We start from the raw sequence: 25,398 nt of genomic DNA on the forward strand, positions 1-25,398 counted from the left end.
TAGAATAATGGGAAGAGCCCTTTTAGAGGCTCTTTCTTTGATTTTTGAAAATTATTGTGTCAATGAGATTTATCAGTAATTTAAAATATGTAAAAAATAATTAGCTTTATCTGGATAAAATATTATTCAAAACGTGATAAGTAGCTCAAATTTTTGAGAGTTTAGGTGGAAAGTTTCAGGAAGTGTCTCTAAAAAAACGACGTATTTACTTGCTGCTGAGGCAGCAAGTAAATTAACCAAGGCCCAAGAATTAGGCATTAATGTAGTTGAAGAAGAAGAATTTAATCAGATAATTAAATAATTATAACAATCGTCAGTTGAAAAATATTTTATTAGAAATAAAAGCGCACGTTTTGAATTTTTAAAACGTGAGCCTTTGTTTAAATTTCATAATTTCTATTACAGGTTAATATAAACAAATTATAAATTTGCATTTTTTTTCAAATCTCGTATTAAAGCTAGATGCTTTTTGCCATTTACCTTGTCAGATTTTGCAATAGCAAAAGATTGATTTAAATGTACCTTGGCCAATTTCAAATTTCCTAAAACGGCATAATTCATAGCTAAATCTATTTTCGTATCTAAAATTTTAATACTTCTTTCACCAAAAATATTCTCTTCAATTTCCAGTGCCTTTATGAGGTATTCACAAGATTTAGCAATATTATTTTGCGAAGAATATAAAAATGCTATATTGCATAATTGAACAGCTACTTGATGATGATATCTACCATATAGTAATTCATTAATTTCAAGAGCTTCCTCATAATTTTTTCTTGCTTTTTCATAATTTCCTTCTCTAGAGTAAGTTAAACCAATATTATTTAATCTACTTGCTATTTTGTAATGTACTCTGTCTAAATGTTTTTCATCTTCTTGGAGAGCTTCTTTAAAAAGTTTTCTTGAATCAGTAATATTTCCTTCTTCAAGTAAAATTAAGCCTAATGCATTTTTTGCCCTTGCTACTTCTGGATCATATTCCAATGAATATGACTCTAATATTTCTAGTGAAGCTTCTAGATATTTTTTTGCTTCGGTGAAACTATGTTGGGCTTGGTAATAGCAATCAGCCAGACTTATATTTACACTTGCAGTATTTCGACTATTTTTATCAAGATATTTATCTATCAAAAATTTTGCTTCCTGATAAAATGTTATGGCTTCATTATACTTGCCTTTTTTCTTCATTAACTCTGCATACCCATTAGAAATTGAAATACATAATGGACTATCCACATCATTTAAAGATTCCAACAGTTCTTTAGCTTTTTTTAAAAATAATTCTGCTTTATCCAAATCATCTATTTGGTCAGATAATGTTGCATATATACAATAAGCCTGAATTAGAGAATATTGTTTATTTTCTTTTTCGGCAATAGAAATTGCTTCTTCTAAAAAATACTTAGATTTGTTAAAGTCTCCTATTTTAAAAAAGTTATACCCGGTAAAATAAAGTATTTCAAACTCTAGTTCAATTGCTACACTATTTATTTTTTTAAACATTTCATGTGAAGATGAAAAATATTTTTTTGCATCTTTAAAAAGTGATAGGTAGAAATGATGCTCGCCAATAGTTTTCATAAGCCATACTAATTCCTCATTCATACAATCATATTCTAAAGAGTATTCAATTAGCTTTATTCCATGAGTAAGAAATCTTGTATTTGGACCTAGTAAATCAAAGTTTTTACCATTAAATTCATAATTTCGATTTAACATTATTGTAGATTGTTCTAGAATAACTATTTTCTGCTTTGTATCAATTGAATCCCTAATAAGTCGTTGTACTAAGCGATGAATTGAGAAAGTATTAGCATTCTTAACTGTTAAAACCGAGTATTTTCTGAATATAGTCAACATTTCGTCGTATTTCATATCGTCTGACAAGATACTTTTACCTTCTTCTGAAAAAAAATTTATATCTTTTCTAAAAATATCTACTGGGATATCCTCTGAATCTAAGAATGACATATACTCTAAAATATTTTTTATACCAGGTAGAAGAATTTCAATTTTTTCTAAAATTAAGCCTAAGGTACTTGCAACTGTCTCTTTATAAAAAATCAAATTCCCCTTACTCATAATTAAAGTTTTATATTTTTCTAATCTATCAATGTATTCAGAGATAGTTAATCCCGTCTCAGATATGTAGGCCCTAGCTTGCTCCATTGCTAACGGTAAATCACCTAATATATCACATAATTTTTCTAGATCATTTGTATTAATTTGTTTATTATTTTTTGAAATTACTAGTTTGGATTCATCTCTTTCCATCACTGATATCTCTAATTCTGTAGCAATTGAACTCCAATTAGGGTTTCTAGATGTAATTATAATTTTTCCTGAAAAATTACTTGCTATGAAATCATAAATATCTTCAATAATAATAGCATTATCAAAAATTAGTAAGGAATTTCTCATTTTACTCAACCAATTGCTAATTCTAACTTTTGCATCTGTCTCAGTTTCTATATCTGTAACTAATTCGTTTAATTTATACGTATAAAATATATCATTAAAACTTTTTATAATTGACGAGATACTTTCTGAGTTAACCCATATTACATTATCATATCTCTTAGATTCTCGATAAGCGTACTCTATCGCTATCTGAGTTTTTCCTACTCCCCACATACCATATAAAGCTACACATTTTGAATTATTCAAAGTCTTTGTAATTCTTTCGAATACGTAATCTCTTCCAATGAAATTATTATTCCTTAAAAATGGTAGATTATTTACTACTGGTGGGATTTCCATTATTCAATGACTCATTAAATAATTTAGGAGGGCTATTAGGTTTTAATCTTTGTCCACTTACTCCTCCTAATAAAATTTCAGAGGCCTCTTGCTCATTTTTATTTACCAAATCGATATAAATAATATTAGACAGCATTCCTGCTAACTCATCACATTCCTCAACTTTAACAGGTATTAAATTACGGCTTTTCCCCATTGGGTCAGTAGCAAATGCCGCTGCCCACTCAGGTTGAGTATACAGAGCATTTAGATAGTTTTTCGATAATATTGCAATTGTTTTTTCAGCAGTTATAGTGGCATTCTGCATTTCTAATATGAAATTATTACCAGGTTTAAAATCCCATGCTTGAATCACTACTGAATATCCGTTGTTTTCTAAATGCCACGCAACCCATTCAGCTTGTTGTTTATCTGAACTTGTATAACTAATAAAAAAATCTTTCATTAATTTAACACTCCTTTTAATAGTAATTAATAGTATCACTTTAATTCTCATCTAAATAAATATTTAAATCTAATTATACATTAAATAGGTAAAGTAGACACTACATACCAATTCCAGCCTTATCAAACTATTAAATCTTAAACAATTCAAAATATCATTCGCTAAAACCTTTGATCCGGCTGCTCCCTTCAGATATATTATATCCCCGGTTGATAATCAATCTATCTTTTTTATGTTGATAGAATGTGAGCAATTTTAACTGAATCCGGTTGTTGTGACTTTGCTAAATAATTTTCATTAGTAACTTTATTATCAGCTATAGTAAGTGCGTTTAAGCAAGGTTATATGTGTCATTCTAAAAAAATTGGTATCATCCTATATATCAGGAAATAACTCTTTAATCAAATTAAAATAAACATAAGTTAAGCTTCTTTTCTTTAAACAATTTATCCAATTCGGACTTTTAAGTTAGAAGCTTGACTATTAAAAAAGTTAATAAATTCAAGATTCTACTCTTTTAAAAATATATAATATTGTTAAAATTATATAAAATGAGGAAAAACAGGGTGATATAGATGTCTATTAATAAATTTGGAATATTGGAGATGGATGAACCAGAGATAAAAGTCAAACTTTCTAATGCAGATCTATTATTAGGTAAAACGATTGAACCTATTAAAAGATTACAAGTAATATCTGCAAGTGATTTTGAAGATTTAGTACGAGAATGGGCTACAGGATATTTAAAAGAGGAGTATAGCAGAGTTAAAAGGTGTGGAGGAGCAGGTGACATGGGAAGAGACGTAATTGCCTATGTAAATGAAGAAGATAAAGATAAAATAATTTGGGATAATTACCAATGTAAGCATTATAATTCGACGTTAGCACCTAGCAAAGCTTGGATTGAACTAGGAAAGTTATGTTATTACACATTTAAAAATGAATTTTCTGTACCGAGAAAGTATTATTTCGTAACACCGAACGGTGTGTCTACATCTTTAAATAATTTATTTGATAAACCAGATAAATTAAGAGATAAGTTAATAGAAGAATGGGATGATAAGTGTAAATCGAAAATAACTAAAAACGAAGATATAGAGCTAAGGGGAGAGTTTTTAGAATATGTATCAGAGTTTGATTTTTCTATTTTTAGTGAAATTGAGCCTCAAGCTTTAATTGAACAACATTCAAAAACTAAATACTTTTTTTATAGATTTGGAGGGATTCAAAAAACACGTCCAATAGTTAGTAAACCTCCGAATGAGATTAGAGAAGAAGAAATTGTCTATGTTGATAAATTATTAGAAGCATATGGAGATTGTTGTAATAAAGAAATAAGAAATGTTATGGATTTATCATTCTTTAAAGAATATGAAGATCATTTTTTCCGTCAAAGAAAAAGCTTTTACTCAGCAGAATCTTTAATGAGATTTGAAAGGGATATTATGCCTCCTGGATCAAATGCGTTTGAAGATCTAAAAGAGGAAATTTACGATGGAGTAATTGATACTGTAGAGGTAGATTTCCCGAATGGATTCGAACGGGTAAAAGAAGTAACAAAAGTTGCAAGAACATTGCAAACTCCGAGTTATCCATTAGTGAATTCATTAAAAAACAATGATTTAGCGGGTATGTGTCATCATCTTGTAAATGAACAGAGATTTGGTTGGGTGGTGAAAAAGGGTGACTAAAAATCTAACAAACAGTACTACTATATTTAATACATCATTGGAAGTAGGGTTAAGAGCATTAATTATTTTATCGACTGCTATAGAGGGGAAATTTTCCTTACAAAGATTAATTTATTTTGATTATTTTTTAATACATTCGCAAGATATTGGAGTGGAAGAAGCGCCTCTATCCCTTCATCCAAATACACCCCATCGTATTGGAGAAATTATAGTTAGAAGAGGAGCTATGCAAGAAGGGCTGAGTTTAATGTACAGTAAAAGTTTAATTGAAATTATATATGATGATCAGGGAATTAGCTATGCTGCTACAGAACTAAGTTATCCATTTCTTAATTTGTTTGAAACGGAATATTATAGCTTGCTTAAAGAGAACGCTCAATGGATCACTAAATATTTTGCAGGGCACTCTGATGAAGAATTAGGGCAGTTTGTTAATACAAATGTTAAGAAATGGGGGGGAGAGTTTATGTATGAACCTAATTTAAAGGAGGGTGACCTTTGAAGAAAAAAGGATTTATATTAAATAAATTAGTAATCTTGGGTGGCAAGGATTTAAAAAGTGAATTAACCTTTAAAAAAGGTTTAAATGTGATTGTTGGTCCAAGTAACACAGGTAAATCTTTTGCTGTAGAATGTCTCGATTATATGTTGGGAGCAAAAGACAAACCAGAACTAATAGATGAAATCGCAGGATACGAAAAGATTTTTTTAGAATTACAGAGCAACGAAGGTGAGATTTATACTTTAGAAAGATCACTAGAAGATGGGAAGACTGGGAAATATAATTGTGCATTTAATGATTTGAAAAACAATATGAAATATGAAAAGTTAGCTCAAAAACATAGTAAGAAATCTGAAAGTATTTCTAGTTTCTTATTAAAATTATCAGGATACGATAACACTGAACAGTTTGTAAAAAAGAATAAAAAGAATGAAGTTCAAAGGTTTACTTACAGGACATTTAATCATTTGACTTTAATAGATGAATTAAGAATTCTTACGAAGAATTCTCCAATTTATTCAGACAATAACTCGCAACATACAGCAGAGTTAGCAGCGTTTAAGTTTATTCTTACACGAATAGATGATTCGAATACAAAAACAAAAATAAATTCTAATAATAATTTAAATAAAATATATCAAGCCAAGATAGAAACAATAGATTTGTTAATTAAAGATTTAGAATTAGAGATTGTTGATACAGAAGTAGAATTTACCCAATCTAATGTAAATGAACAAATTACAGAGCTAATTGAAATTAGTAGTGCTTTAAGTAAGGACATACAAAAAAACTCAGATGAAAGAAAGGAAGTATGGCAAGAGCTTCAAAAAGTTGATTCTCTTTTAATAACAAATCAAGAAATGTTAAAGCGCTTTTATTTGTTAGAGGAGCAGTATAAAAATGATAAGAAACGACTACTATTTTTAATAGAAGGAGAGCATTACTTTTCATTATTAAATTTTGAACAGTGCCCTGAGTGTAATCAAAAAGTCGACTATAGTAATAGAGAGTGTGATCATCAAATCAATGAGGTCAAACACTCTTATACAATAGAATTAGAAAAAATCACAAAACATTTAGTGGACCTTAGAGCTACTATTGTATCGATGGAAGAAGAAAAGCAATTCTATAGCCTTGAAATGGATCAATTAAGAACTAGATTTCAAATAATTTCTATGGAATTAGACGAACAATTAACACCAAAAAACGAGAAGTTAAAAAAAGAAATACAAGATTTATTGAGAAGACAAAAAGCAAGTGAAGTAGTTTTACAAAGAAAGAATACATTAAATAAAATGTTAAATCATAAGAAGCAATTAATAGATTTATTAGTTGATGATAAAGAAGATGTCAAGGATGATATGAAAGTACATATTAATCTAGAAACATATTTGGAAGAGTTATGTGAAGATATAAAATACTATTTATCGGGTTGGAACTACCCAGGGTACACTAAAATTGAATTCGATGAAATAGAAAAAGATATAGTTATCTCAGATAAACCTAGAAGAACTTACGGGAAAGGTTACAGGTCTATTGCGTATAGTGCATTTATTTTAGGGGTAATGAAATACTGTATTGAAAATGGTTTACCTCATCCTAGAAATGTAATATTAGATTCTCCTATAACTTCTTATAAAGAAGGAGATAGCGAAGAAGAAAAAACATCAACTGATTTACAAGATAACTTTTTTGAATTCTTAGTTGAATGTGAAAATGAATCACAAGTGATAATTTTTGAAAATAAAAGGCCACCATTAGACACTCATGGGAAAATAAATCTTGTGGAATTTACTAAGAATGAAAATATGGGGAGATACGGCTTTATAGAGAAGTAAGGTTTAATCTCAATTTAACAGAATAGTTGAATAATAAGTATGGATGTTTTAAAGATAGGTCAAATGGGTTTGAATATTTACAAAAAAGGGGGATTTTTGTTAAATTGAACAACCCACATCCGTGCGCTTATATTTAAATAAGCGCACGGATGTTTCTTGAATTAATACTATTTATATTAATAATGTAGAAGCAAAGGTAGATTTCTTGGATATATTAGATAAGATTAGTTAGATACCCAAAATACTACATGGTATTTTAATGATTTTGATAAATTGAACCACAATAAAAATTGGATTTTTTAAAGCAATGTGGGTGTATTGGAAATTCCAGAGAAATTACAGAACTAATTATAATTAAGCTGAGTACGTCAAAGTAAAACAACTTTATGTATATCTGTAAAAAAAGAAATAAAATTGATGGTGAAATGTTGATTATTGCGTTTCATGATAGCTCGGGGGCGTTGATTCAATAGGACTAATGCTTCCTTTTCTTGATTTTTTAATGTTAGTTACGTATTTTCAAATTGGAGACATTCTAAAATATTTCAGAAAGTGTCTCTTAAACTCATAGGGATTCCTGTAGTTATAGAAAAAGATTGATATTTCGCACAGAAATCACCAGTTGCTCAGATACATTAACTGCGCTTTCGCTAAAAAACACTTATTACTTAATTTTCGTAATATCACTAAAATTAGAAGTTGCATGCCAGAAGAAACATTCTTGGAGGGTGATTGGAGTGGAGACTGGGTGACTCCTCGGGGATCAGCGTCACAGATGAGACCCTGGAGCGCAGCGAAGCGGCTCATCGGACGCCCCCAGGAAAGCACCCAGTCGGAACGGAAATCCCCCTCTCACTCTGCTTAAGAGGCATACATATGTAACTTAATTTTATTGATGGAAGAGCCATGTATTATTCAGATGTCCTTCCTTTTTTTTTGCTTTTAATGCTTGCAAACCTAAAAGTCATAGTGTACTATTTGACTAGTACACTATGACACGAGGTGTTTTCTTTGAAAAATTTTGTAGGGCTATTTAAAAAGGAATGGGTGCTTTATAGGGCATGGCTATTTGTGGGAATTTTTATAGGGATCATGCTGTCCATGGTAGTTCCATATTTAATATGGCAGTTTAGTGATGGATTTGCGAAGGAAAATCAGCTGTCATTTGCCTTTTCAATACTAGTACTTGTATTAGGTGGGTTTTTTTCGGTATTACAATTCCTAGCTAGTATCCGTCATGACTTAAAGACCAAAGAGATATGGCTGCATTCAACTAGTTCTATTGCACAACTTGTGGGTGTGAAAATCGTATTTTCTTTAATAGGATACGCTATCTTCAATATTATCTTTATGGGTATAGCTATTTACAAAGTCAAAGATGAAATTGTAGGCAACTTCGCCCAAGTACTTTTATTGTTGTTATTTTTTGTAGCAATTATTGTAATTCTTCAATTGATGATGTTTGTAATAATGGTATTATATTTAGCATTTAATCTCCAAATGAAACATTTAGTTCGTAGATTTTCTATTGTTATCACTATGGTTACCTTTTTCTTCTGTATGAATTTATGGTTTAAATTTACAGGAAGTGAATTATATGATAATATTTTCCATCGTATAGGGATACCTTTAACGGGGCTGGAACAATATTTCCCGAAATTACTAACAATGGATTCAACTTTAGGCTCAATATATGTCGTAGAAGAAATAGCAACTATCATTTTGGTATCCATTCTATTTATCGTAGCGACAAAGTGGCTTGAAAAGGTGGTTTTACGATGACAATCGACTTTTCACGTGATAAGCCCATTTATAGTCAGCTCGTAGATCGGATATGTGGAGACATTCTGAAAGGGAATCTGGTGCTTGGGGATCGACTTCCTTCGGTTCGAGAATATGCAGTGGAAACAGGTGTCAATGTAAATACTGTGCAGCGAGTGTATAAGGAGTTAGAAGCGATGAATATAACGGAAACCAAACGAGGTCAAGGTACATTTATTACAACTGATGAAGAGCGAATTGCGCTTTTACGCGAAGAAATGAAAACTCAATTAGCAGATCATTTTTTAACTTCCATTGAAGCACTTGGATTTTCAAAGGAAGAGATGCTGGTTGTTTTACAAAATAAATCGTGAGGTGAAATAAATGCTACAGCTATCAAATGTTTCTTTTCGTTATATGAAAAAACCTATTCTACAAGATGTGTCTTTTTCCTTTCCGGTGGGGCAAATCATAGGGCTTGTTGGAGAAAATGGTAGTGGCAAGTCTACGCTATTAAAAGTGTTGGCAGGCTTATTACGTCCATCAAGTGGTGAGGTATTGCTAAATGGAACACCTGTTACACGTAGAAGTGCTGATAAAATTGCTTATTTACCAGATATTGATTTGTTTTTTGATTTTTACACAGGTGAGCAGCTTTTTCAGCACTATGCTTCTCAATTCGAAGATTTTTCGTATGATAAGGCATGTATTGTTGCAGAGTTTTTACAGGTTGATAAAAATATGAAGCTACGGCAATTATCAAAGGGGAACCGTGGTCGAATGAAAATGGCCGCAACGCTTGGGCGAGAAGTACCCTTTTATTTAATGGATGAGCCATTTTCTGGTCTTGATCCAATTGTTCGTGAGCAGCTCATTAAAGGGTTAATTCAATTTACAGATATTGAACACCAGACAATATTATTATCAACGCATGAGTTATATGAGGTAGAGCCTATTTTAGATCAAATCATTTTATTGCAAAATGGTTCGATTATTGCACATGAGGAAGTAGAGACGATTCGAGATGTCTCGAATAAGGATGCTGTGCAATGGATGAAGGCCTATTATAAGAAAGGGTGAAATTAATGACAACACAACCAATTGTGCAATTGCAAAATATATCAAAAACCATTGGTGGTAAACAATTGATTCAGCAATTGAATATCGATTTATATCCAGGTCAAATTACTGGATTTTTAGGACCGAATGGCGCAGGGAAAACGACGACGATTCGTATGATGACAGGGCTTATGAATCCAACTGAGGGGAAAGTTATTATTGATGGCCTTTCCTTACAGGACAATTATGAGGAAGCGATTAGTAAGGTCGGCGTAATTGTAGAAAATCCGGAAATGTATAAATATATGACGGGTTATAAAAACTTACTGCACTTTGCGCGTATGCATAAAAACGTTACAAAAGAGCGTATTCTAGAGGTCGTTAAACAAGTTGGTCTTGAAAAGCGCATTAATGAAAAGGTATCAACCTACTCGTTAGGGATGCGTCAGCGTTTAGGACTCGCACAAGCACTACTTCATCGACCAAAATTTTTAATTTTAGATGAACCAACAAATGGTCTGGATCCAGCAGGTATTCGTGAGTTTCGTATGTATTTGCGTAAAATTGCGGAGGAAGATGGAGTATCTGTTTTTGTCTCCAGTCATTTATTATCTGAAATTGAGTTAATGTGTGATCGAGTAGCTGTTATACAAAATGGTAAACTTATCGATATTCGTGATATTAACGTTGAAACTTCTTCATTTTATTATATTGAAGCTACACCAAATGATCAGACTGCAGCACTTCTACAAAAGCTTGATTACAACTTTGTTGCAGAAAATAACGGGTATGTGGTGGAAATAAAGAAAGAGGATATACCGAAACTCATTACGCAATTTGTTAATGAAGGAATTCAATTATTTGCAGTACAACCGCATCAAAAAACGTTAGAGGATCAATTCCTAGAAATGACAGGAGGTGGCCAAATTGCTGAAGCTGATTCAAAATGAATGGATGAAATTATGGCATAAAAAAGGAACATGGGTAATGGTTGCGCTATTAATCCTCTTTATTATTGGTCCTGGTATTATGATGAAATACTATGAAACAAAAACGACAGAGGATATAACGTGGCAGGAAAGTGAACAGCAGGCTATTAATAATTATAAAGAGATGATGAAAGAAGACGGATTATCGGCAGAGGATAAAAAAACCTTCGAGGAGAAAATTGCTATTTCTGAGTATCGATTAGCAGAAGATGTGCCTTCTCAAGAAGATCTAAGCGTAGCAAGCTTTATGTCATTTACAAGTGGCATGTTGACTTTAGTGACATTATTTACAGTTATTACTGCAGCAAGTATTGTATCTAGTGAATTCTCTACTGGTACGATTAAAATGCTATTAACGCGTCCGGTTTCTCGAGCAAAAATATTAACTTCAAAATTGCTTACAACTTTCATATTTGGGCTCTTGTTAATTGTAGTAAATGTAGTAGTAAGTGCTCTAGTTGGACTGATACTATTTGGTGGTTCAACTGGTGTAGAGTTAGAAATGGTCAACGGTCAGGTTGTTGAAAAAGCAGTATGGAATGATTTAGCATACCACTATTTACTTTCTACTGGTAACTTTGTCATGTCAATATTGTTTGCTTTCTTAGTGGGCTCAGTTTTCCGTTCAAGCTCTTTAGCGATTGGTTTAACGATGTTCTTATCTTTTACAGGTGGAATGATTGTGATGTTCTTAAGCAGATTTGAAATCGTCAAATATATTTGGCTAACACATTCAGATTTGACACAGTATGAAACTGATAACTTTATAATAGATGGTATGACAATGCCATTCTCACTCACAATTCTTGCGATTTACGCTGTAATTTTCCTTGTGATCAGCTATATGTCATTTATGAAACGTGATGTAACAGCATAAAAATGGCCTTACTGCACCCCAATTGTTAGATTTATAACTAACAATTGGCGGTGCTTTTTTTGTCTGGATGAGAAAATTTTTATTTGTTATAAGTATTGGATGATGACCATATATAACTTTATCCAAAATAAAACAAATACATAATGATAAGAGGGTGAGTATGAGTGTTAAAAATAGAAAATTCTGAAAACTGGTTGTTTTTTTCGAAATGACGAATATAATAGATAGTAAATTGGTATAGACAACTATACCGTGAAGGGGGAGGCAGAAAATTGTTAGCTTTCTTACAAAAAATCGGTAGGTCGTTAATGTTTCCAATCGCTACATTACCAGCAGCTGCATTACTATTACGTTTAGGATCTGATGATATGCTTGGTGCAGTGCCAAATGACGTTGTGCATTATATTGCAAGCATTATGGCTGCTTCAGGTGATGCTATTTTAGGTAATTTAGCTATTATTTTTGCAATTGGTATTGCTATAGGCTTCGCACATGATAATAGTGGTGGTGCAGCGTTAGCAGGTGCCATTGCCCATCTTATATTAGTCGCAGTCTTAGAGGCCGTTAATAAAGACTTAAATATGGGCGTATTTGGCGGTATTATTGCTGGTGTTACAGCAGGTTTATTGTATAACAAATTTTATAATGTTAAATTTCCAGAATGGTTATCTTTCTTTGGAGGACGGCGCTTTGTACCAATTATAACGTCTATTACAATGGCGGTTTTAGCTAGTATCTTAGCTTTAGTGTGGGGACCAATTCAAGGTGGTATCGATGCAGTGGGGAACTGGTTTATCGGTGCAGGATCACTTGGGGTTGGAATGTATGGTTTTTTCAATCGTCTATTAATTCCAGTCGGTCTACATCATGTTATTAATACAATCATCTGGTTTGACTTTGGCGAATTTACAAATGCGGCAGGCGAAATCGTCAAAGGGGATATCCATCGCTTTTTAGCGGGAGATCCATCAGCAGGACATTTCCAAGCAGGTTTCTTCCCAATCATGATGTTTGGATTACCGGCAGCTTGTCTTGCGATGTACTTTGCAGCAAAAAAGGAAAAACGTGCTGTAGTCGGTGGTATGTTCGTCTCTATCGCGTTAACAGCATTCTTAACAGGCGTAACAGAGCCTATTGAATTTACTTTTATGTTTTTATCACCTGTACTTTATGGTATCCATGCTGTATTAACAGGTATTTCGCTTGCTGTTTCTTATATTATTGGATTCCGAGATGGTTTCGGTTTTTCAGCAGGTTTAATTGACTATATTTTAAACTTTGGTTTAGCAGACAAACCGTGGCTTTTAATTCCATTGGGATTAGCTTTTGGGGCCATTTACTATGTCATTTTCTATTTCGTAATCAAGAAATTAGATTTAAAAACGCCTGGTCGTGAAGACGAAGATGAGGACGGAACAAAAGCTGATTCAGCTATATCTAACGATTTAGATGTTCGAGCTTACAAAACAATCGAAGCATTAGGTGGGCCAAATAATATTATGCAAGTTGATTACTGTACAACTCGCCTTCGTATGACTGTTGGCGATGTGGATCAGGTGGATGAAAAAACATTAAAACAAACTGGTGCACGTGGTGTTATGCGAATTAGCAAGACCAACGTACAAGTAATTATCGGTACGTCTGTAGAATTTTTAGCAGAAGCTATGAAAGATCGCCTAAAAAAAGGTAACCCAACTCCTGCAAATATTTCTTTACAGCAAGATCCACCTGTTATTGAAGAGTCTGCAGCAGAAGCAACAATTTCTTCAGATAATTTCGAAATGCCCATTACAGGTGATTTAATTCCGTTATCTGAAGTTCCTGATGAAGCCTTTTCATCAGGTATAATGGGGCCAGGTTTTGGCATTCATCCGACAGATGGTACAGTTTATGCGCCGTTTGATGGAAGAGTAGTCATGATTTTCCCAACGAAACATGCTATCGGCTTAAAATCCGATACAGGTGTAGAAATATTAATTCATGTTGGTTTAGATACTGTCAAACTAAACGGTGAAGGGTTTGAAATGATAGTTTCAGAGGGGCAATTAATTCAACGGGGTGATCCGTTGTTAAAAGTAGACTTTAAGAACATTAAAGACAAAGTACCTTCTATCGTCACACCAATTGTATTCACAAGTTTAATTGGACGAGAAGTTACACTTGAAAAATCCGGTTTCCAACGAGCTGGTTCTACTAATATTATTTCTATTAAGAAGTAATAAACATGAGATTCAAATAAAATGAACATCATCACTTTCTGTGGGAAGATTACAACTCTTGAAATGTGATTTACACGTAATGGAGCTTTAACGATTAAAAATTTGAGTAAAGGGGCTTCTAGAATTGAAATTAGAACGTTTTTCTTCAAGAAAAGATTTATACGCTCGTGCAGTAGACATTATAGCGAAGGCAAAAAATGAAGGTGCTACAACGTTCGGTTTAGCTACAGGTGGTACAATGGAACCACTATATTCTAAATTCTGTGAGACTGAGGTTGATTTTACCAATTGTATTAGCTTTAATCTAGACGAATATGTTGGACTAAGTGCTAAACATGATCAAAGCTACGCATATTATATGAATAAACATTTATTTCGTCATAAACCATTTAAAGAATCTTATTTACCGAATGGTTTAGCTAATAATCCTACAGAGGAAGCTGCACGCTATGAATCAAAATTACAACAGCATCCGTTAGATTTCCAATTGCTTGGTATTGGACAAAATGGCCATATTGGTTTTAATGAACCAGGAACGTCATTTGATTCATTGACACATCTTGTAACGCTTGAACAATCAACTCGCCAAGCAAATGCACGCTTTTTTGATTCAATCGATGAAGTTCCAACTCAAGCCATAACGATGGGGATTCAATCCATTATGCGGGCAAAATGTATTTTGTTAATCGCCGTTGGAGAAGCGAAGCGTAATGTATTAAAACGTGTGCTTGCTTCTGACTATACTGAAGATGTGCCAGCAAGTGTTTTAACAAAGCATCCAAATGTTATGATATTAACAGATATACAAGAGTAGGGAATAAGTTCCTGCACGCCCAGCTAGTCGCTTATTAAGCAGTTGAAGATACAAGAAATTGTATTACTTCAACTGCTTTTAAGTTTACGTTAGTATTGTGTTAGAAAAGGTTTCAAGACTTAAATAGTATTCGATATAATGAATGAAAAACTAGAGAGGCGCATTTATGGAAACAGAATGGTTACGAACTTTTATTGTTGCTGCGAAAACAGAGAATTTTCGTGAGACGGCAGAACAGCGTTTTATTACACAATCAACGGTATCGAAGCATATTCAACATCTAGAAAAAGAACTACAAACAACACTTTTTGAACGTCAGGGGAAGAATGTGAAATTAAATCATATCGGTGGTCACTTCCTTCAACACGCTGAGAAAATGATGGCAACGATTGATGAAGGATTACAAAATACTAGATCCTTTTTGAATGGTTATACGTCCCAGTTAACAATTGGTGTTTCTCCACAAATCGCCAATTCTACATTAACCGTAATCATTCATACATTTCAGCAGCAAAACCCCTCCATTCAATTAAAGATTGAGCTGTTAAAGTCCAATGAAATTGGGGAAGCGGTATATACAGGCAAAGTCGATATCGGTTTATCAAAATTAACTTCGACACGTGACATTCATACAGTTCTTCTCGCACAGGAACCACTTCATTTGATTGCTCCGATATCAAAAAAAGCGACAGATGCACACACTCTATTACAACAAGAAACTATATTAACTTTTTTCAGCGGGACCAAACATCCGCTGAAAGAAGTTAAAGCCTCCGGCGGATGTCACGGAATCGGAAAGGAGTTCTTTGTGCAAAAGCACAAAGCCGATTCCGGACGCAATTATGCCGAGGCATAATTGATCGGATGAATATGCACCTTACTGGCAGGACATACAACAAGTACTTCAGCAATTCCCAAGCTATAAAAGCATGAATATTAATCAAACAGAGGTAATTAAAAACTTTGTCAAACAAGGATTGGGGATTGCCTTTTTACCAAAGAGTGTAATCGTTGCTGAATGTCACCAGCAATTACTTCATAGCTATTCGTTAAAGGAATGTTCCCATATTGTTTCGAATACCTATTTTTTAACGAAATATGTAACTGCGGATATTGAGGCGTTTTTAGCAGTTTGCCATCTGATATACAAAGATGTTATTAGTGATTAATATGAGAGCTAGAGAGTAGATGTTCTTTCATTAAAGTACTATTAGATTGAATGAAGCGCTTTTACTGTTTTTATTGTTTTTAATATTTTTGAATTCTTATACAAAGTTGGTGTAAAGGAAAATGAAAGTGTTACTCGTAGATGATGAAGAAAAGATTACTGAGGTATTGTCATCTTATTTTGAAAAAAACGGAGATCATACATATATTGCGCATACAGGAGAATCCGCAATTCAAATGATCGATCAAGTACCTCTTGATATGATTATTTTAGATTTAATGTTGCCGGATATGGACGGAGAGGATATTTGCCAATATGTAAAATCAAATTACGATATTCCTGTGATTATGCTTACAGCAAAAATCTCTATTGATGATAAGATAATTGGATTTGAAATGGGTGCAGATGACTATGTAGTTAAACCATTTCATCCTAAAGAAATATTAATAAGAGCAGAAAGGTTGTTACCCAGTTCACATAAAAAACAAATTATTATTATAGGACAGTTGGAATTCCATAAAGATGAGAGAAAAGTATTTGTAAATCATCAAAGTATTCAGCTTACGCCACATGAATTTAGCATTTTACTATTACTGGCTGAAAATCCTAAAAAGGTTTTTAGCAGGGATGATATCATTCAAAAAATATATAGTTTTGATTTGAACATAAATCCACGTATTGTGGATCAACATATAAAAAATATTCGTAAAAAAATGAATGAAGAGTACATCCAGACTGTCTTTGGTTTGGGATACAAAATAAATGAAAAGGTTATAAATCAATGAAATTTCATATAAAAATTGTCTTAATTATAGCTATCTTTTCTACAAGCATACTTTTATTCATCACAGGGATATTACTTTATAAAGGTCATGAACATTTGATGATGCTCCATATTACAGATTCTAAAGAATTAATTCACCACTTTGATATGGCATTAAGGGAAACGGCAATATGGTCATTAGGCCTTTTGCTTATTTTTATACTAATTTCTAGTTTGTTAATTGCAAAAACATTAACGAAACCTATCCAAGAACTGAATCACTTTGCGTTAAGACTAGTGCGTGGAGACCGTCATTTAAATATAAGCTATACGATTAATGATCAAATTGGTCAATTAGGTAAATCACTGATGAAACTAGATGAAACATTAAACGCTTATGAACTCCGTCGTAAAGAAATGACACAGGATCTTGCACATGAAATTCGTAATCCATTAGCCTCAATAAAAAGCTATTTAAGTGCATTTGAAGATGGGATTTGGACAGCTACACCAGATCGTTTGAAAGCATGTGTTGAGGAAATTGATAGGCTAATTCTCCTTGTTGGAGAATTAGATACATTAAATGATATTAATAATCCTACATTTAAGGTCATTATGAAAGAGCAACCGATTGCTAATGTAATCGAAAAGTCCGTTATTACGTTGGCAAGTGAATTACTTGAAAAAGAAATACAAGTAGAATTGGATTTAGACAAAACAATCTATGCAAAGGTAGATGCCTTGAGATTGAATCAAATTCTACACAATATTATAAAAAATGCAATGTACCATGTTCAAAAAGATGGCATGATATTAATCAAATTATTTAAAGAAAATGGCGATTATATAATTCTTGTACATGATAATGGCGTTGGTATGGATGAAGAAATAAGTAAAAAAATCTTTGAACGAAATTACCGAGTGGAAAATCGATATACTGGCAATGGTATTGGTATGACAATTACCAAAAAACTAGTGGAAGCACATAACGGTACAATTTCCGTCAAAAGTGAGAAAAATATAGGAACAACATTTTGTATACAAATTCCTCTTTCTACATAATTCCTACACAACTGTTCTATATACTTCAGGTGAAAGGAATGGTTGATATGAGGAAAATAACATTAGCAGCAAGTATTATTGCGAGTTTGGGCATACTTGGGGCTTGTAGCCAAGCAAATAGTAACGATATGAAGGATATGGATCATTCCTCTATGAAGATGGATGGTATGGAACACTCTTCAAAAGATATGACAGACATGGATCATGACAAGATGAAGGGCCATGAGAGTCACAGTAATGTGGTAAGTTTAAACAACTCGACAGGAGTAAATGAAGTAAAAGTCCCTGCTGAACTTAAAAGTAATAAAAAGAATGAAGTTGTATACACAGTTAGGGCTCAAAAAGGAAAAACAGAAATATTCGATGGTGTTCAAACAAATACGTATGGGTATAACGGAACGTTTCTCGGACCGATGATTCGTCTTGAAAAAGGTGAAACAGTAAAGATTAGAACTATCAATGAACTTGATGAGAATACAACTTTTCATTGGCATGGACTAGAAGTGTCAGGGGAAAAAGATGGTGGGCCACAAAGCATTCTGAAACCTGGAGAAGAAAAAATTCTCGAATTTAAAGTGAATCAGGAAGCTGCAACGCTATGGTTCCATCCCCATCCACATGGAAAAACGGCTGAACAGGTATATAACGGGCTTGCAGGCTTGGTTTATATTGAAGATGATCATTCAAAAAGTCTTGGATTGCCAAATGATTATGGAAAGAACGATTTCCCTTTGATTTTCCAAGATAGAACATTTGATGATAAAAAGCAATTGAATTATAGCGCTGCAATGAACACAGACGGAACGATTGGAGATACATTATTAATTAATGGAACGTTCAACCCTAAATTGACTGTAAACAAAGAGAAAGTGCGTCTTCGTTTATTAAATGGCTCTAATGCGAGAAATTATACCTTTAAATTGAGTACTGGGGATTCTTTTCTTCAAATCGCAACAGATGGTGGTTTCTTGAATGAACCCGTCTCTTTAAAAGAGATTACACTAACGCCTTCTGAAAGGGCAGAAATTGTAGTAGACTTTTCAAAAATTAAGGATGTTCATGACCTAGCTTTAATAAATGAGGATGGATCAGTCCTTTTACCATTTGTAGTTACTAATCAAAGTGGAGAAATGAGTATGGTCCCTAAAAAATTGAATGATCTTTCATTAGAAGATAAAGAATTGGATCTACCTGTCACAAAAGAAGTGGAACTCTTTGGAATGATGGACATGGTCACGATAAACGGAAAGAAATTTGATCCGGAAAGAATTGATTTTACACAAAAACAAGGGGTTACCGAGGTATGGGAAATTTATAATAAACCGGATATGATGGGCGGTATGATTCATCCGTTCCATATTCATGGAGCACAATTTAAAATACTCTCTCGTGATGAGAAAAAGCCACCTGAAAATGAACAAGGATGGAAAGACAGTATCTCCGTAAAGCCAGATGAGACAGTAAAAATAGCTGTACAATTTAAGCATAAGGGCATCTACATGTTCCATTGTCATATATTAGAGCATGAGGATAATGGAATGATGGGTCAAATTAAGGTGGAGTAATGCTTAATTGAGGATTAAAATAAAATTTGATTAAAATCCTGTGTTAATTTTTATAAAACAGGATTTTTCTTTTATGTTCTTGTGAATGATTATACGCTATTATTTAACAAAATATGGGGCAGTGGATATCGAGGCGTTTTTAGTAGTTTGTCATCTGATATGCAAAGAAGCAGTAAATAACTAGAGATTCTAAATCTGTGAATTACTTTAATAAAAAATAGAAGGTGTTTATAGATGTATAGTTTAATGTCGAAAATAAGCCAAATTATTAGTGGACCGATTACAGTATTTCTAAATTCCTATGAACATTCCCCGTTCATTATTGCGATTCTTCTTGGATTAATAGGCGCTTTAGCTCCTTGTCAATTAACGGGGAATATGAGTGCTATCACTTTTTATGGAAGTCGAACTTTGCAAATGAAAAACAATTGGCAAGAAATTGTGTTTTTTATTCTAGGGAAAGTTGTTGTATTTAGTTTAATAGGTTTATTCGCCTGGTTATTAGGTCAGTCCTTTGAAACTGAGATGACTAAGTATTTTCCTATTTTTCGCAAAGCAATTGGTCCGATCATGTTCATAACAGGGCTCGTGCTAGTTGGAATTTTAAAATTAAAATTACTAAATCGAATTCCTAAGTACATTCCGGCAGTTTTAAAAGAGGGGAAGTTGGGCTCCTTTCTGATGGGGGCTAGTTTTTCCATAGCCTTTTGCCCTACGATGTTTGTGCTATTTTTCGTGTGGTTAATGCCAACAGTCGTATCCTCTTCGTATGGTGTTGTTTTGCCGGCCATTTTTGGTATAGCAACTTCTGTACCACTACTAGTGATGCTGGGGCTTATTCATTTTTTTGACGCAAAAAGATTCATTATGCGTACAAGCATGAAAATGGGACGAGTGATTCAAATTGTAGCGGGCGTTATTCTGATTATTATAGGCGTAGCAGATACGATTACATACTGGGGATTGTAAAGAGGAAGTAGCGCCTTTGCTCCTAAACGCTTACGCTTATAGAGCCTTTAAACATCGAAATTGGAGTTACATTCCATATTTTATCTAAAGGAGGGAATATATGATTGAACAATTATTGAATGAGATACCTTTTCTAAAAGACTATCGAGAGATTAAGAGAATTAATAAGGGGTTTTCTTCAGATGAAAAGTATTTCATTTCTCATAAAAATAACGATGAAAAATATATGATAAGATTTTTCCCAGTTAGTCAATTTGAAGATAGAGAAAAGGAGTTTGCAATATTAAAAACAATTGAGACTTATACAAATAAAGCGATAACAGCGATTGAGATTGGGAAAATGCAAGTGCGTGGTTATATGGTAACCACTTTTGTGGATGGGAATGATGTAGAAGATGAATTGTTAGTATTAACAGAGGAAGAGCAATATCAATTAGGTTTTGAAGCAGGGCAAGAGCTTTTGAATCTACATAAAATTCAAGCACCTAAACATATAGAATCATGGTATGAACGAAAAAGTTTAAAGCATAAAAAATATGTAGAGGCTTATCTAGTATGCCCAATAAAAATTGATCAAGATGAAAAAATTCTACAATTTATAGACAATCATATGTTGTTGATGAAAAATCGCCCCAATGTATTTCAGCATGATGACTATCACCCAAGTAATTTAATTGCACAGGAAGGGAAATTAAAAGGAATTATTGACTTTGGGAGATATGATTGGGGTGATCCGATTCATGAATTTTTGAAAATCGGTATTTTTACACGAAATATTAGCGTTCCTTTTTCCATTGGTCAAATAAAAGGTTATTTTAATGGAGAAGAACCAAGTGATGAATTTTGGACTTTGTATAGTCTATATTTAGCCATGTGTGTATTTTCAACAGTTGTATGGACATTAAAAACAATACCAGAAGATATGGATAATATGCGAAATAAAATTAATATCTTCCTAGATGATCATCAGTATTTTAAGAATGTTAAACCAAGTTGGTATAAATAAAACGCAGTAAGCATATGAACGATTCGCCTTCTAAAATTATTAAAGACTGCACCATATCTAAAAAAATATGTTACAAGAAGGGGAATATAGTAAGAACAATATAGCGATATCTACTACTTACAATAATTCGCATTCTCCTGTTAAAATAAACAACCTTTTTCTTATGATTGCACAGGAGATAAGCGGAATTTTTTGATTTCATTAATGGCAAGTGCTTTTATGTATAATAGAGAGACAATGCTAAAATTTTCTTTTAAACATATATAGAAAGAGTGAAAAAAATGATTAGTGCAACATTATTATTTATCCTCGCAGGAATTGGCGAAATAGGGGGCGGCTATTTAATTTGGCTTTGGTTAAGAGAAGGTAAACCATTTTATTGGGGAATTATAGGCGGGATTGTGTTGGCTTTATATGGAGTTGTCGCTACTTTTCAGAACTTCCCAACCTTTGGACGAGTCTACGCTGCCTATGGAGGTGTCTTTATTGTCCTATCCATTTTATGGGGCTGGGGAATCGACGGGAAAAAACCAGACATCTTGGATTTCGTTGGAGCAGGCATTTGTTTGATTGGTGTTTTGGTGATTTTAATACCTCGTTCATGATAGATAGAATGTTTTTATGAACCTTCACAATTTGAGTAAAATCATAATTGTGTAGGTTTTTTATTTTAAATAAAGGCTGTTTTCGAAAAGATTGTTGCTATTCAATTAACGGAGCGGTGTAATGGAGAAGATGGCTTTTTGTTTGCATGAGTTGAATTCATCAACCTCGGCATCTGATTCTCATAACCATTGTGCAGCAACTCAATTAATTCATTTTTTTATTTCATTAAACGGAAGAATTATACAAATATTAGCTTTTGTTATAGGTAAAAAGGAGGTATAATTTACTTTATGTTGAAAAATTCGGAAAGTGGATTTAATTGTTATTTTCAGAAAAATTAAATTACAAAATTTATTTGCACAATTTAAATGAGGGCAGGTTTTTTTATGTGGATATTTTTTGGGGGCATAATAATAGGACTTTTACTAATATGTTTACGCCTATATTATCAAAAATCTAAGCTACAACAAAAAGTACAGTTATTAGAACCAATGGTGGAATCGGTTGAAAATATACGTGATATTTTATATTACTGTGAGACGGATCCTAAGTTGAAATATCTATATTTAAGTCCTACTGTCAATAATCTCCTTGGTCCAAATGCATTAAGAGATCATATACAGGATCCTGATAAAATTTTTGAAATCATCCATCCAGATGATTATGAGATCTTAGTAAAGAAAATATTAGGGACACTTAATTTTAACCAGCCTATTACCGTACGCTTAAAAAATCATCTAGGGGAATATATTTGGTCTGAAGAATATGCTACACCTGTTTATAAGGATGGCAAGTATGTAGCTATACAAGGTTTATATAGAAATATTAATGATAAAATCGTATTACAACAGCAATTAGAGTACAAATCTACTCATGATGCCTTAACAAATTTGTATAATCGTGAATATTTTCAAGCAAAGATGGCTCATTTTAACGAACGCAACGACCCGATTACAGTAGTCCTAGCAGATTTAGATGAGCTGAAATGGGTTAATGACAAATACGGTCATCAAATGGGGGATAAATTAGTTCGTGAAACAGCAGTTTGTTTGAAAGCATATGCAGATAATGACATGCTTATAGCAAGAATCGGTGGTGATGAATTCTCTATTCTTATTCCAAATAAAAGCGTTTTACAAGTCGAGCAATATTTAAAAAATGTTGAGATGAAAATGCAAAAAGACTATAAAGATTTGCCGTTCTCATCGATTAAAATATCTATTGGATATGAATATAGCAACTCCTCTTACGGCGTTATGGAGCAGTTGTTTAGCCAAGCAGATGCGAAGATGTATAAAAATAAGAAGAACAGAAAATTATTAAAGGAAAAGGTTTAGTCTTTTATGTTGGACGCAGTAAACCGTGCCATAAGTAAGTGCGCTTATGAAAAGAGAGCCTGGGACATAATAAGTCATCATTTCTCGAAAGAGAAAAATGATGGCTTTTTGCAATTGAAGGAATAGATTTGCGTTCCGGGTAAGCTTTCAGGGGGGGCTGTGCCTGTATTCTCAGGTGTCACGCTATTAAAACTACCAGTTAATATGGTGAGGAGAACCCCATCCTAAGTAAAGGCAGTTTATTAAAAGAACCATCTAGAATGCTGATTTAACAATATTTCAATAGAAAATCTCTAGTAAACAAAGTAAGCGCCTTGTTTACTAGAGAAATTTATAGTCATTATTTAATTAAAATGCTCTTGTTTTTAGCGTTCCATAGTACAGATTTACCAAGTTCTTCACTTACAAAGCGAAGTGGGACAAATGTCGTGCCATTAATGACTTCTGGTTTTACTTGAAGTCTCTTATAACTGCCGTTAACAGTTACATAATAGTTATCAGTATTTAATACGATGTTTGTACCGTTTAACTGTACTGTAATATCATTACTTTTAGAATTCCAGTTAACTTTTGCACCAAGCTCTTCACTTACAAAGCGTAAAGGAACTAAAGTTGTTTCTTGTTTAGTGAAAGGTGCAACAGCAAGTGTTTTACTTTTACCATTGATATAGGCTGTTTTACTATTTAAATACAATAAAATCTCGTTGCTTTTTGTTATTGCATTTGGATAACCAGCAGTTAAAGTATACGTACCTGAAGAGTATTGATCACCCCAAGAGTCACTGTAAACTTTGATATAGTAAGTGCCGGCTGCTAAATATTTTGAAGAAGACTGTGAGCTACTATCCAACCATTTTTTATTGGCATCATAAATTTCAAAACGTACTGGCGCTGAAGTATTGGATAATGAGATGTTTACATTTCCTTCTTTATTTAACGTAATTGAATAAAAATCAATATCATTGCTATTTGAAATTTGAGAGCTGATTGAAACATTTGATTTGATAGGGAAAGCATTTTCAAGAGTATCATTAGGTTCAAATGTTGATGGATTGTGCTCTTTAGAATTTGTAGAATAGGTCGCAATTAAATCATACGTACCAGAAGAGTAATGATTATCCCAATAGAAATCATAAACTTCAATATAGTATGTACCAGCTTTTAAAGATTTGAAAAGAGATGAGTTACTGCTAGCAATTAAATTTTTATTACTATCATATAGGTTAAATTTGATTGGTGCAGATGTATTTGCTAGATAAATATAAACATCACCATTGTCTACAGTCGTACTAAATTTATAAAAATCTACATCATACTCATTTGAAATTAAAGAAGAAATCTTTTTTCCTGACTGAATAGGGAAAGCATTTTCACGTGTATCATTAGGTTCAAATGTAGTCGGATCATGAGTAACATTTCCACTACTATACGTCGCTTTAATTTCATAAGAACCGCTAGAATAGCTATTGCCCCAATCGTAACCATTAACTTCAATATAGTATGTGCCAGCTTTTAAAGTTTGGAAAGAAGATGAGACATTCCAAACAATTAAATTTTTATTACTATCATATAGAGAAAATCTGATTGGCGCAGTTGTATTGGCTAAATAAATATTAATATCGCTGTTATCTTGCGTAGTATTAATTTGATACCATTGTGAATCTTTTGGAGATGTTAGTGTGTTTGAATGTGTGTTGCCAGATTCTAAATACGTATTTGATGCATGACTTGTTGAAGCGAATCCAAACATAGCAAACATCACAAGAAATAAACTTAAAATATGTTTTTTCATTAATGACACTCCTTTAAAATTTTATTGTATTATTATACAAAAAATATACAAATAAATAACTGCAAAATCAATAAAAGGATATATTATCCTAGTTTTGAAAGGTTAAGTCTTAAAGTAAAAAATACCAAGTAGCTGATAGGAAATTAATTTTAACTTTATATAAAATTAGTATAAA

The 25,398-nt window shown here is 32.8% G+C and carries 22 protein-coding genes and 2 pseudogenes; 21 read left to right on the top strand and 3 right to left on the bottom strand.

Features of this window, described 5'->3' with window-relative positions; all coding sequences use genetic code 11:
* Positions 1 to 169 precede the first annotated feature (169 nt).
* A pseudogene (locus AC1DCY_RS05670) lies at positions 170 to 301 on the top strand (BRCT domain-containing protein); the annotation flags it as partial.
* A gap of 119 nt (positions 302 to 420) precedes the next feature.
* Here the strand turns inward: AC1DCY_RS05670 and AC1DCY_RS05675 are convergent.
* Together AC1DCY_RS05675 and AC1DCY_RS05680 are read right to left on the bottom strand one after the other, a co-directional pair.
* Positions 421 to 2,760: a tetratricopeptide repeat protein gene (locus tag AC1DCY_RS05675; protein WP_477348253.1), complete on the bottom strand. Its 2,340-nt coding sequence runs from the start codon at positions 2,758 to 2,760 to the stop codon at positions 421 to 423.
* Positions 2,735 to 3,205 (bottom strand): toll/interleukin-1 receptor domain-containing protein, encoded by a 471-nt coding sequence (locus tag AC1DCY_RS05680; protein WP_477348255.1) that lies wholly within the window; start codon positions 3,203 to 3,205, stop codon positions 2,735 to 2,737. The genes AC1DCY_RS05675 and AC1DCY_RS05680 overlap by 26 nt, the downstream gene beginning before the upstream one ends.
* A gap of 575 nt (positions 3,206 to 3,780) precedes the next feature.
* Here AC1DCY_RS05680 and AC1DCY_RS05685 point away from each other — a divergent pair.
* From AC1DCY_RS05685 to AC1DCY_RS05780, 20 genes and pseudogenes are all read left to right on the top strand, one after another.
* A complete protein-coding gene (locus tag AC1DCY_RS05685) occupies positions 3,781 to 4,896 on the top strand; it encodes an ABC-three component system protein (RefSeq protein ID WP_477348257.1) in 1,116 nt (371 codons plus the stop codon).
* Complete coding sequence (locus tag AC1DCY_RS05690; protein ID WP_477348259.1) at positions 4,889 to 5,398, top strand: ABC-three component system middle component 2; 510 nt, start codon at positions 4,889 to 4,891, stop codon at positions 5,396 to 5,398. Before AC1DCY_RS05685 ends, AC1DCY_RS05690 begins: the two co-directional genes overlap by 8 nt.
* Positions 5,395 to 7,236, top strand: a complete 1,842-nt coding sequence (locus AC1DCY_RS05695) for an ATP-binding protein (RefSeq protein ID WP_477348260.1) — start codon at positions 5,395 to 5,397, stop codon at positions 7,234 to 7,236. Before AC1DCY_RS05690 ends, AC1DCY_RS05695 begins: the two co-directional genes overlap by 4 nt.
* Positions 7,237 to 7,968: 732 nt before the next feature.
* Positions 7,969 to 8,118: a hypothetical protein gene (locus AC1DCY_RS05700; protein ID WP_477348262.1), complete on the top strand. Its 150-nt coding sequence runs from the start codon at positions 7,969 to 7,971 to the stop codon at positions 8,116 to 8,118.
* Positions 8,119 to 8,238: 120 nt separating this feature from the next.
* The gene (locus AC1DCY_RS05705) at positions 8,239 to 9,018 is read left to right on the top strand and encodes a hypothetical protein (protein ID WP_477348264.1); all 780 of its coding nucleotides are present in this window, start codon (positions 8,239 to 8,241) and stop codon (positions 9,016 to 9,018) included.
* Complete coding sequence (locus tag AC1DCY_RS05710; RefSeq protein WP_477348266.1) at positions 9,015 to 9,371, top strand: GntR family transcriptional regulator; 357 nt, start codon at positions 9,015 to 9,017, stop codon at positions 9,369 to 9,371. The genes AC1DCY_RS05705 and AC1DCY_RS05710 overlap by 4 nt, the downstream gene beginning before the upstream one ends.
* Positions 9,372 to 9,381: 10 nt before the next feature.
* On the top strand, positions 9,382 to 10,077 hold the full coding sequence (locus AC1DCY_RS05715) for an ABC transporter ATP-binding protein (protein ID WP_460013026.1): 696 nt from the start codon (positions 9,382 to 9,384) through the stop codon (positions 10,075 to 10,077).
* 5 nt (positions 10,078 to 10,082) lie between these two features.
* Positions 10,083 to 11,006, top strand: coding sequence for an ABC transporter ATP-binding protein (locus AC1DCY_RS05720; protein ID WP_477348268.1), 924 nt, complete (start codon positions 10,083 to 10,085; stop codon positions 11,004 to 11,006).
* On the top strand, positions 10,975 to 11,922 hold the full coding sequence (locus AC1DCY_RS05725) for an ABC transporter permease (protein ID WP_477348270.1): 948 nt from the start codon (positions 10,975 to 10,977) through the stop codon (positions 11,920 to 11,922). The genes AC1DCY_RS05720 and AC1DCY_RS05725 overlap by 32 nt, the downstream gene beginning before the upstream one ends.
* 272 nt (positions 11,923 to 12,194) lie before the next feature.
* The gene (gene nagE, locus AC1DCY_RS05730; protein WP_477348272.1) at positions 12,195 to 14,141 is read left to right on the top strand and encodes an N-acetylglucosamine-specific PTS transporter subunit IIBC; all 1,947 of its coding nucleotides are present in this window, start codon (positions 12,195 to 12,197) and stop codon (positions 14,139 to 14,141) included.
* Positions 14,142 to 14,265: 124 nt separating this feature from the next.
* On the top strand, positions 14,266 to 14,955 hold the full coding sequence (locus tag AC1DCY_RS05735; protein WP_477348274.1) for a glucosamine-6-phosphate deaminase: 690 nt from the start codon (positions 14,266 to 14,268) through the stop codon (positions 14,953 to 14,955).
* Between the two features lie 166 nt (positions 14,956 to 15,121).
* Positions 15,122 to 15,811: a LysR family transcriptional regulator gene (locus tag AC1DCY_RS05740; RefSeq protein WP_477348276.1), complete on the top strand. Its 690-nt coding sequence runs from the start codon at positions 15,122 to 15,124 to the stop codon at positions 15,809 to 15,811.
* Positions 15,812 to 15,842: 31 nt separating this feature from the next.
* Positions 15,843 to 16,124, top strand: a pseudogene (locus AC1DCY_RS05745) (LysR substrate-binding domain-containing protein); the annotation flags it as partial.
* Positions 16,125 to 16,245: 121 nt separating this feature from the next.
* Entirely contained in the window at positions 16,246 to 16,908 is a 663-nt protein-coding gene (locus AC1DCY_RS05750; RefSeq protein ID WP_477348278.1) for a response regulator transcription factor, read from the top strand.
* Positions 16,905 to 17,948: a sensor histidine kinase gene (locus tag AC1DCY_RS05755; protein ID WP_477348280.1), complete on the top strand. Its 1,044-nt coding sequence runs from the start codon at positions 16,905 to 16,907 to the stop codon at positions 17,946 to 17,948. The genes AC1DCY_RS05750 and AC1DCY_RS05755 overlap by 4 nt, the downstream gene beginning before the upstream one ends.
* A 47-nt stretch (positions 17,949 to 17,995) precedes the next feature.
* Complete coding sequence (locus tag AC1DCY_RS05760; RefSeq protein WP_477348282.1) at positions 17,996 to 19,513, top strand: multicopper oxidase family protein; 1,518 nt, start codon at positions 17,996 to 17,998, stop codon at positions 19,511 to 19,513.
* Positions 19,514 to 19,747: 234 nt separating this feature from the next.
* On the top strand, positions 19,748 to 20,482 hold the full coding sequence (locus tag AC1DCY_RS05765; protein WP_477348283.1) for an urease accessory protein UreH domain-containing protein: 735 nt from the start codon (positions 19,748 to 19,750) through the stop codon (positions 20,480 to 20,482).
* 100 nt (positions 20,483 to 20,582) lie between these two features.
* Entirely contained in the window at positions 20,583 to 21,488 is a 906-nt protein-coding gene (locus AC1DCY_RS05770; protein ID WP_477348285.1) for an aminoglycoside phosphotransferase family protein, read from the top strand.
* A gap of 281 nt (positions 21,489 to 21,769) precedes the next feature.
* Positions 21,770 to 22,093, top strand: a complete 324-nt coding sequence (locus AC1DCY_RS05775; protein ID WP_477348287.1) for a YnfA family protein — start codon at positions 21,770 to 21,772, stop codon at positions 22,091 to 22,093.
* Between the two features lie 387 nt (positions 22,094 to 22,480).
* Complete coding sequence (locus AC1DCY_RS05780; protein WP_477348289.1) at positions 22,481 to 23,431, top strand: sensor domain-containing diguanylate cyclase; 951 nt, start codon at positions 22,481 to 22,483, stop codon at positions 23,429 to 23,431.
* Positions 23,432 to 23,771: 340 nt separating this feature from the next.
* Here AC1DCY_RS05780 and AC1DCY_RS05785 read toward each other — a convergent pair whose 3' ends face one another.
* Entirely contained in the window at positions 23,772 to 25,223 is a 1,452-nt protein-coding gene (locus tag AC1DCY_RS05785; protein WP_477348291.1) for a copper amine oxidase N-terminal domain-containing protein, read from the bottom strand.
* Positions 25,224 to 25,398: the final 175 nt, after the last annotated feature.

The organism is Lysinibacillus sp. 10T31, assembly GCF_056394365.1.

What these genes read in the sequence shown, in the direction of transcription:
- AC1DCY_RS05675 (WP_477348253.1), bottom strand. Translation starts at nt 2,760, where the DNA reads ATGGAAATCCCACCAGTAGTAAATAATCTACCATTTTTAAGGAATAAT.
- AC1DCY_RS05680 (WP_477348255.1), bottom strand. Translation starts at nt 3,205, where the DNA reads ATGAAAGATTTTTTTATTAGTTATACAAGTTCAGATAAACAACAAGCT.
- AC1DCY_RS05685 (WP_477348257.1), top strand. Translation starts at nt 3,781, where the DNA reads ATGTCTATTAATAAATTTGGAATATTGGAGATGGATGAACCAGAGATA.
- AC1DCY_RS05710 (WP_477348266.1), top strand. Translation starts at nt 9,015, where the DNA reads ATGACAATCGACTTTTCACGTGATAAGCCCATTTATAGTCAGCTCGTA.
- AC1DCY_RS05715 (WP_460013026.1), top strand. Translation starts at nt 9,382, where the DNA reads ATGCTACAGCTATCAAATGTTTCTTTTCGTTATATGAAAAAACCTATT.
- AC1DCY_RS05720 (WP_477348268.1), top strand. Translation starts at nt 10,083, where the DNA reads ATGACAACACAACCAATTGTGCAATTGCAAAATATATCAAAAACCATT.
- AC1DCY_RS05740 (WP_477348276.1), top strand. Translation starts at nt 15,122, where the DNA reads ATGGAAACAGAATGGTTACGAACTTTTATTGTTGCTGCGAAAACAGAG.
- AC1DCY_RS05750 (WP_477348278.1), top strand. Translation starts at nt 16,246, where the DNA reads ATGAAAGTGTTACTCGTAGATGATGAAGAAAAGATTACTGAGGTATTG.
- AC1DCY_RS05755 (WP_477348280.1), top strand. Translation starts at nt 16,905, where the DNA reads ATGAAATTTCATATAAAAATTGTCTTAATTATAGCTATCTTTTCTACA.
- AC1DCY_RS05760 (WP_477348282.1), top strand. Translation starts at nt 17,996, where the DNA reads ATGAGGAAAATAACATTAGCAGCAAGTATTATTGCGAGTTTGGGCATA.
- AC1DCY_RS05765 (WP_477348283.1), top strand. Translation starts at nt 19,748, where the DNA reads ATGTATAGTTTAATGTCGAAAATAAGCCAAATTATTAGTGGACCGATT.
- AC1DCY_RS05770 (WP_477348285.1), top strand. Translation starts at nt 20,583, where the DNA reads ATGATTGAACAATTATTGAATGAGATACCTTTTCTAAAAGACTATCGA.
- AC1DCY_RS05775 (WP_477348287.1), top strand. Translation starts at nt 21,770, where the DNA reads ATGATTAGTGCAACATTATTATTTATCCTCGCAGGAATTGGCGAAATA.
- AC1DCY_RS05780 (WP_477348289.1), top strand. Translation starts at nt 22,481, where the DNA reads ATGTGGATATTTTTTGGGGGCATAATAATAGGACTTTTACTAATATGT.
- AC1DCY_RS05785 (WP_477348291.1), bottom strand. Translation starts at nt 25,223, where the DNA reads ATGAAAAAACATATTTTAAGTTTATTTCTTGTGATGTTTGCTATGTTT.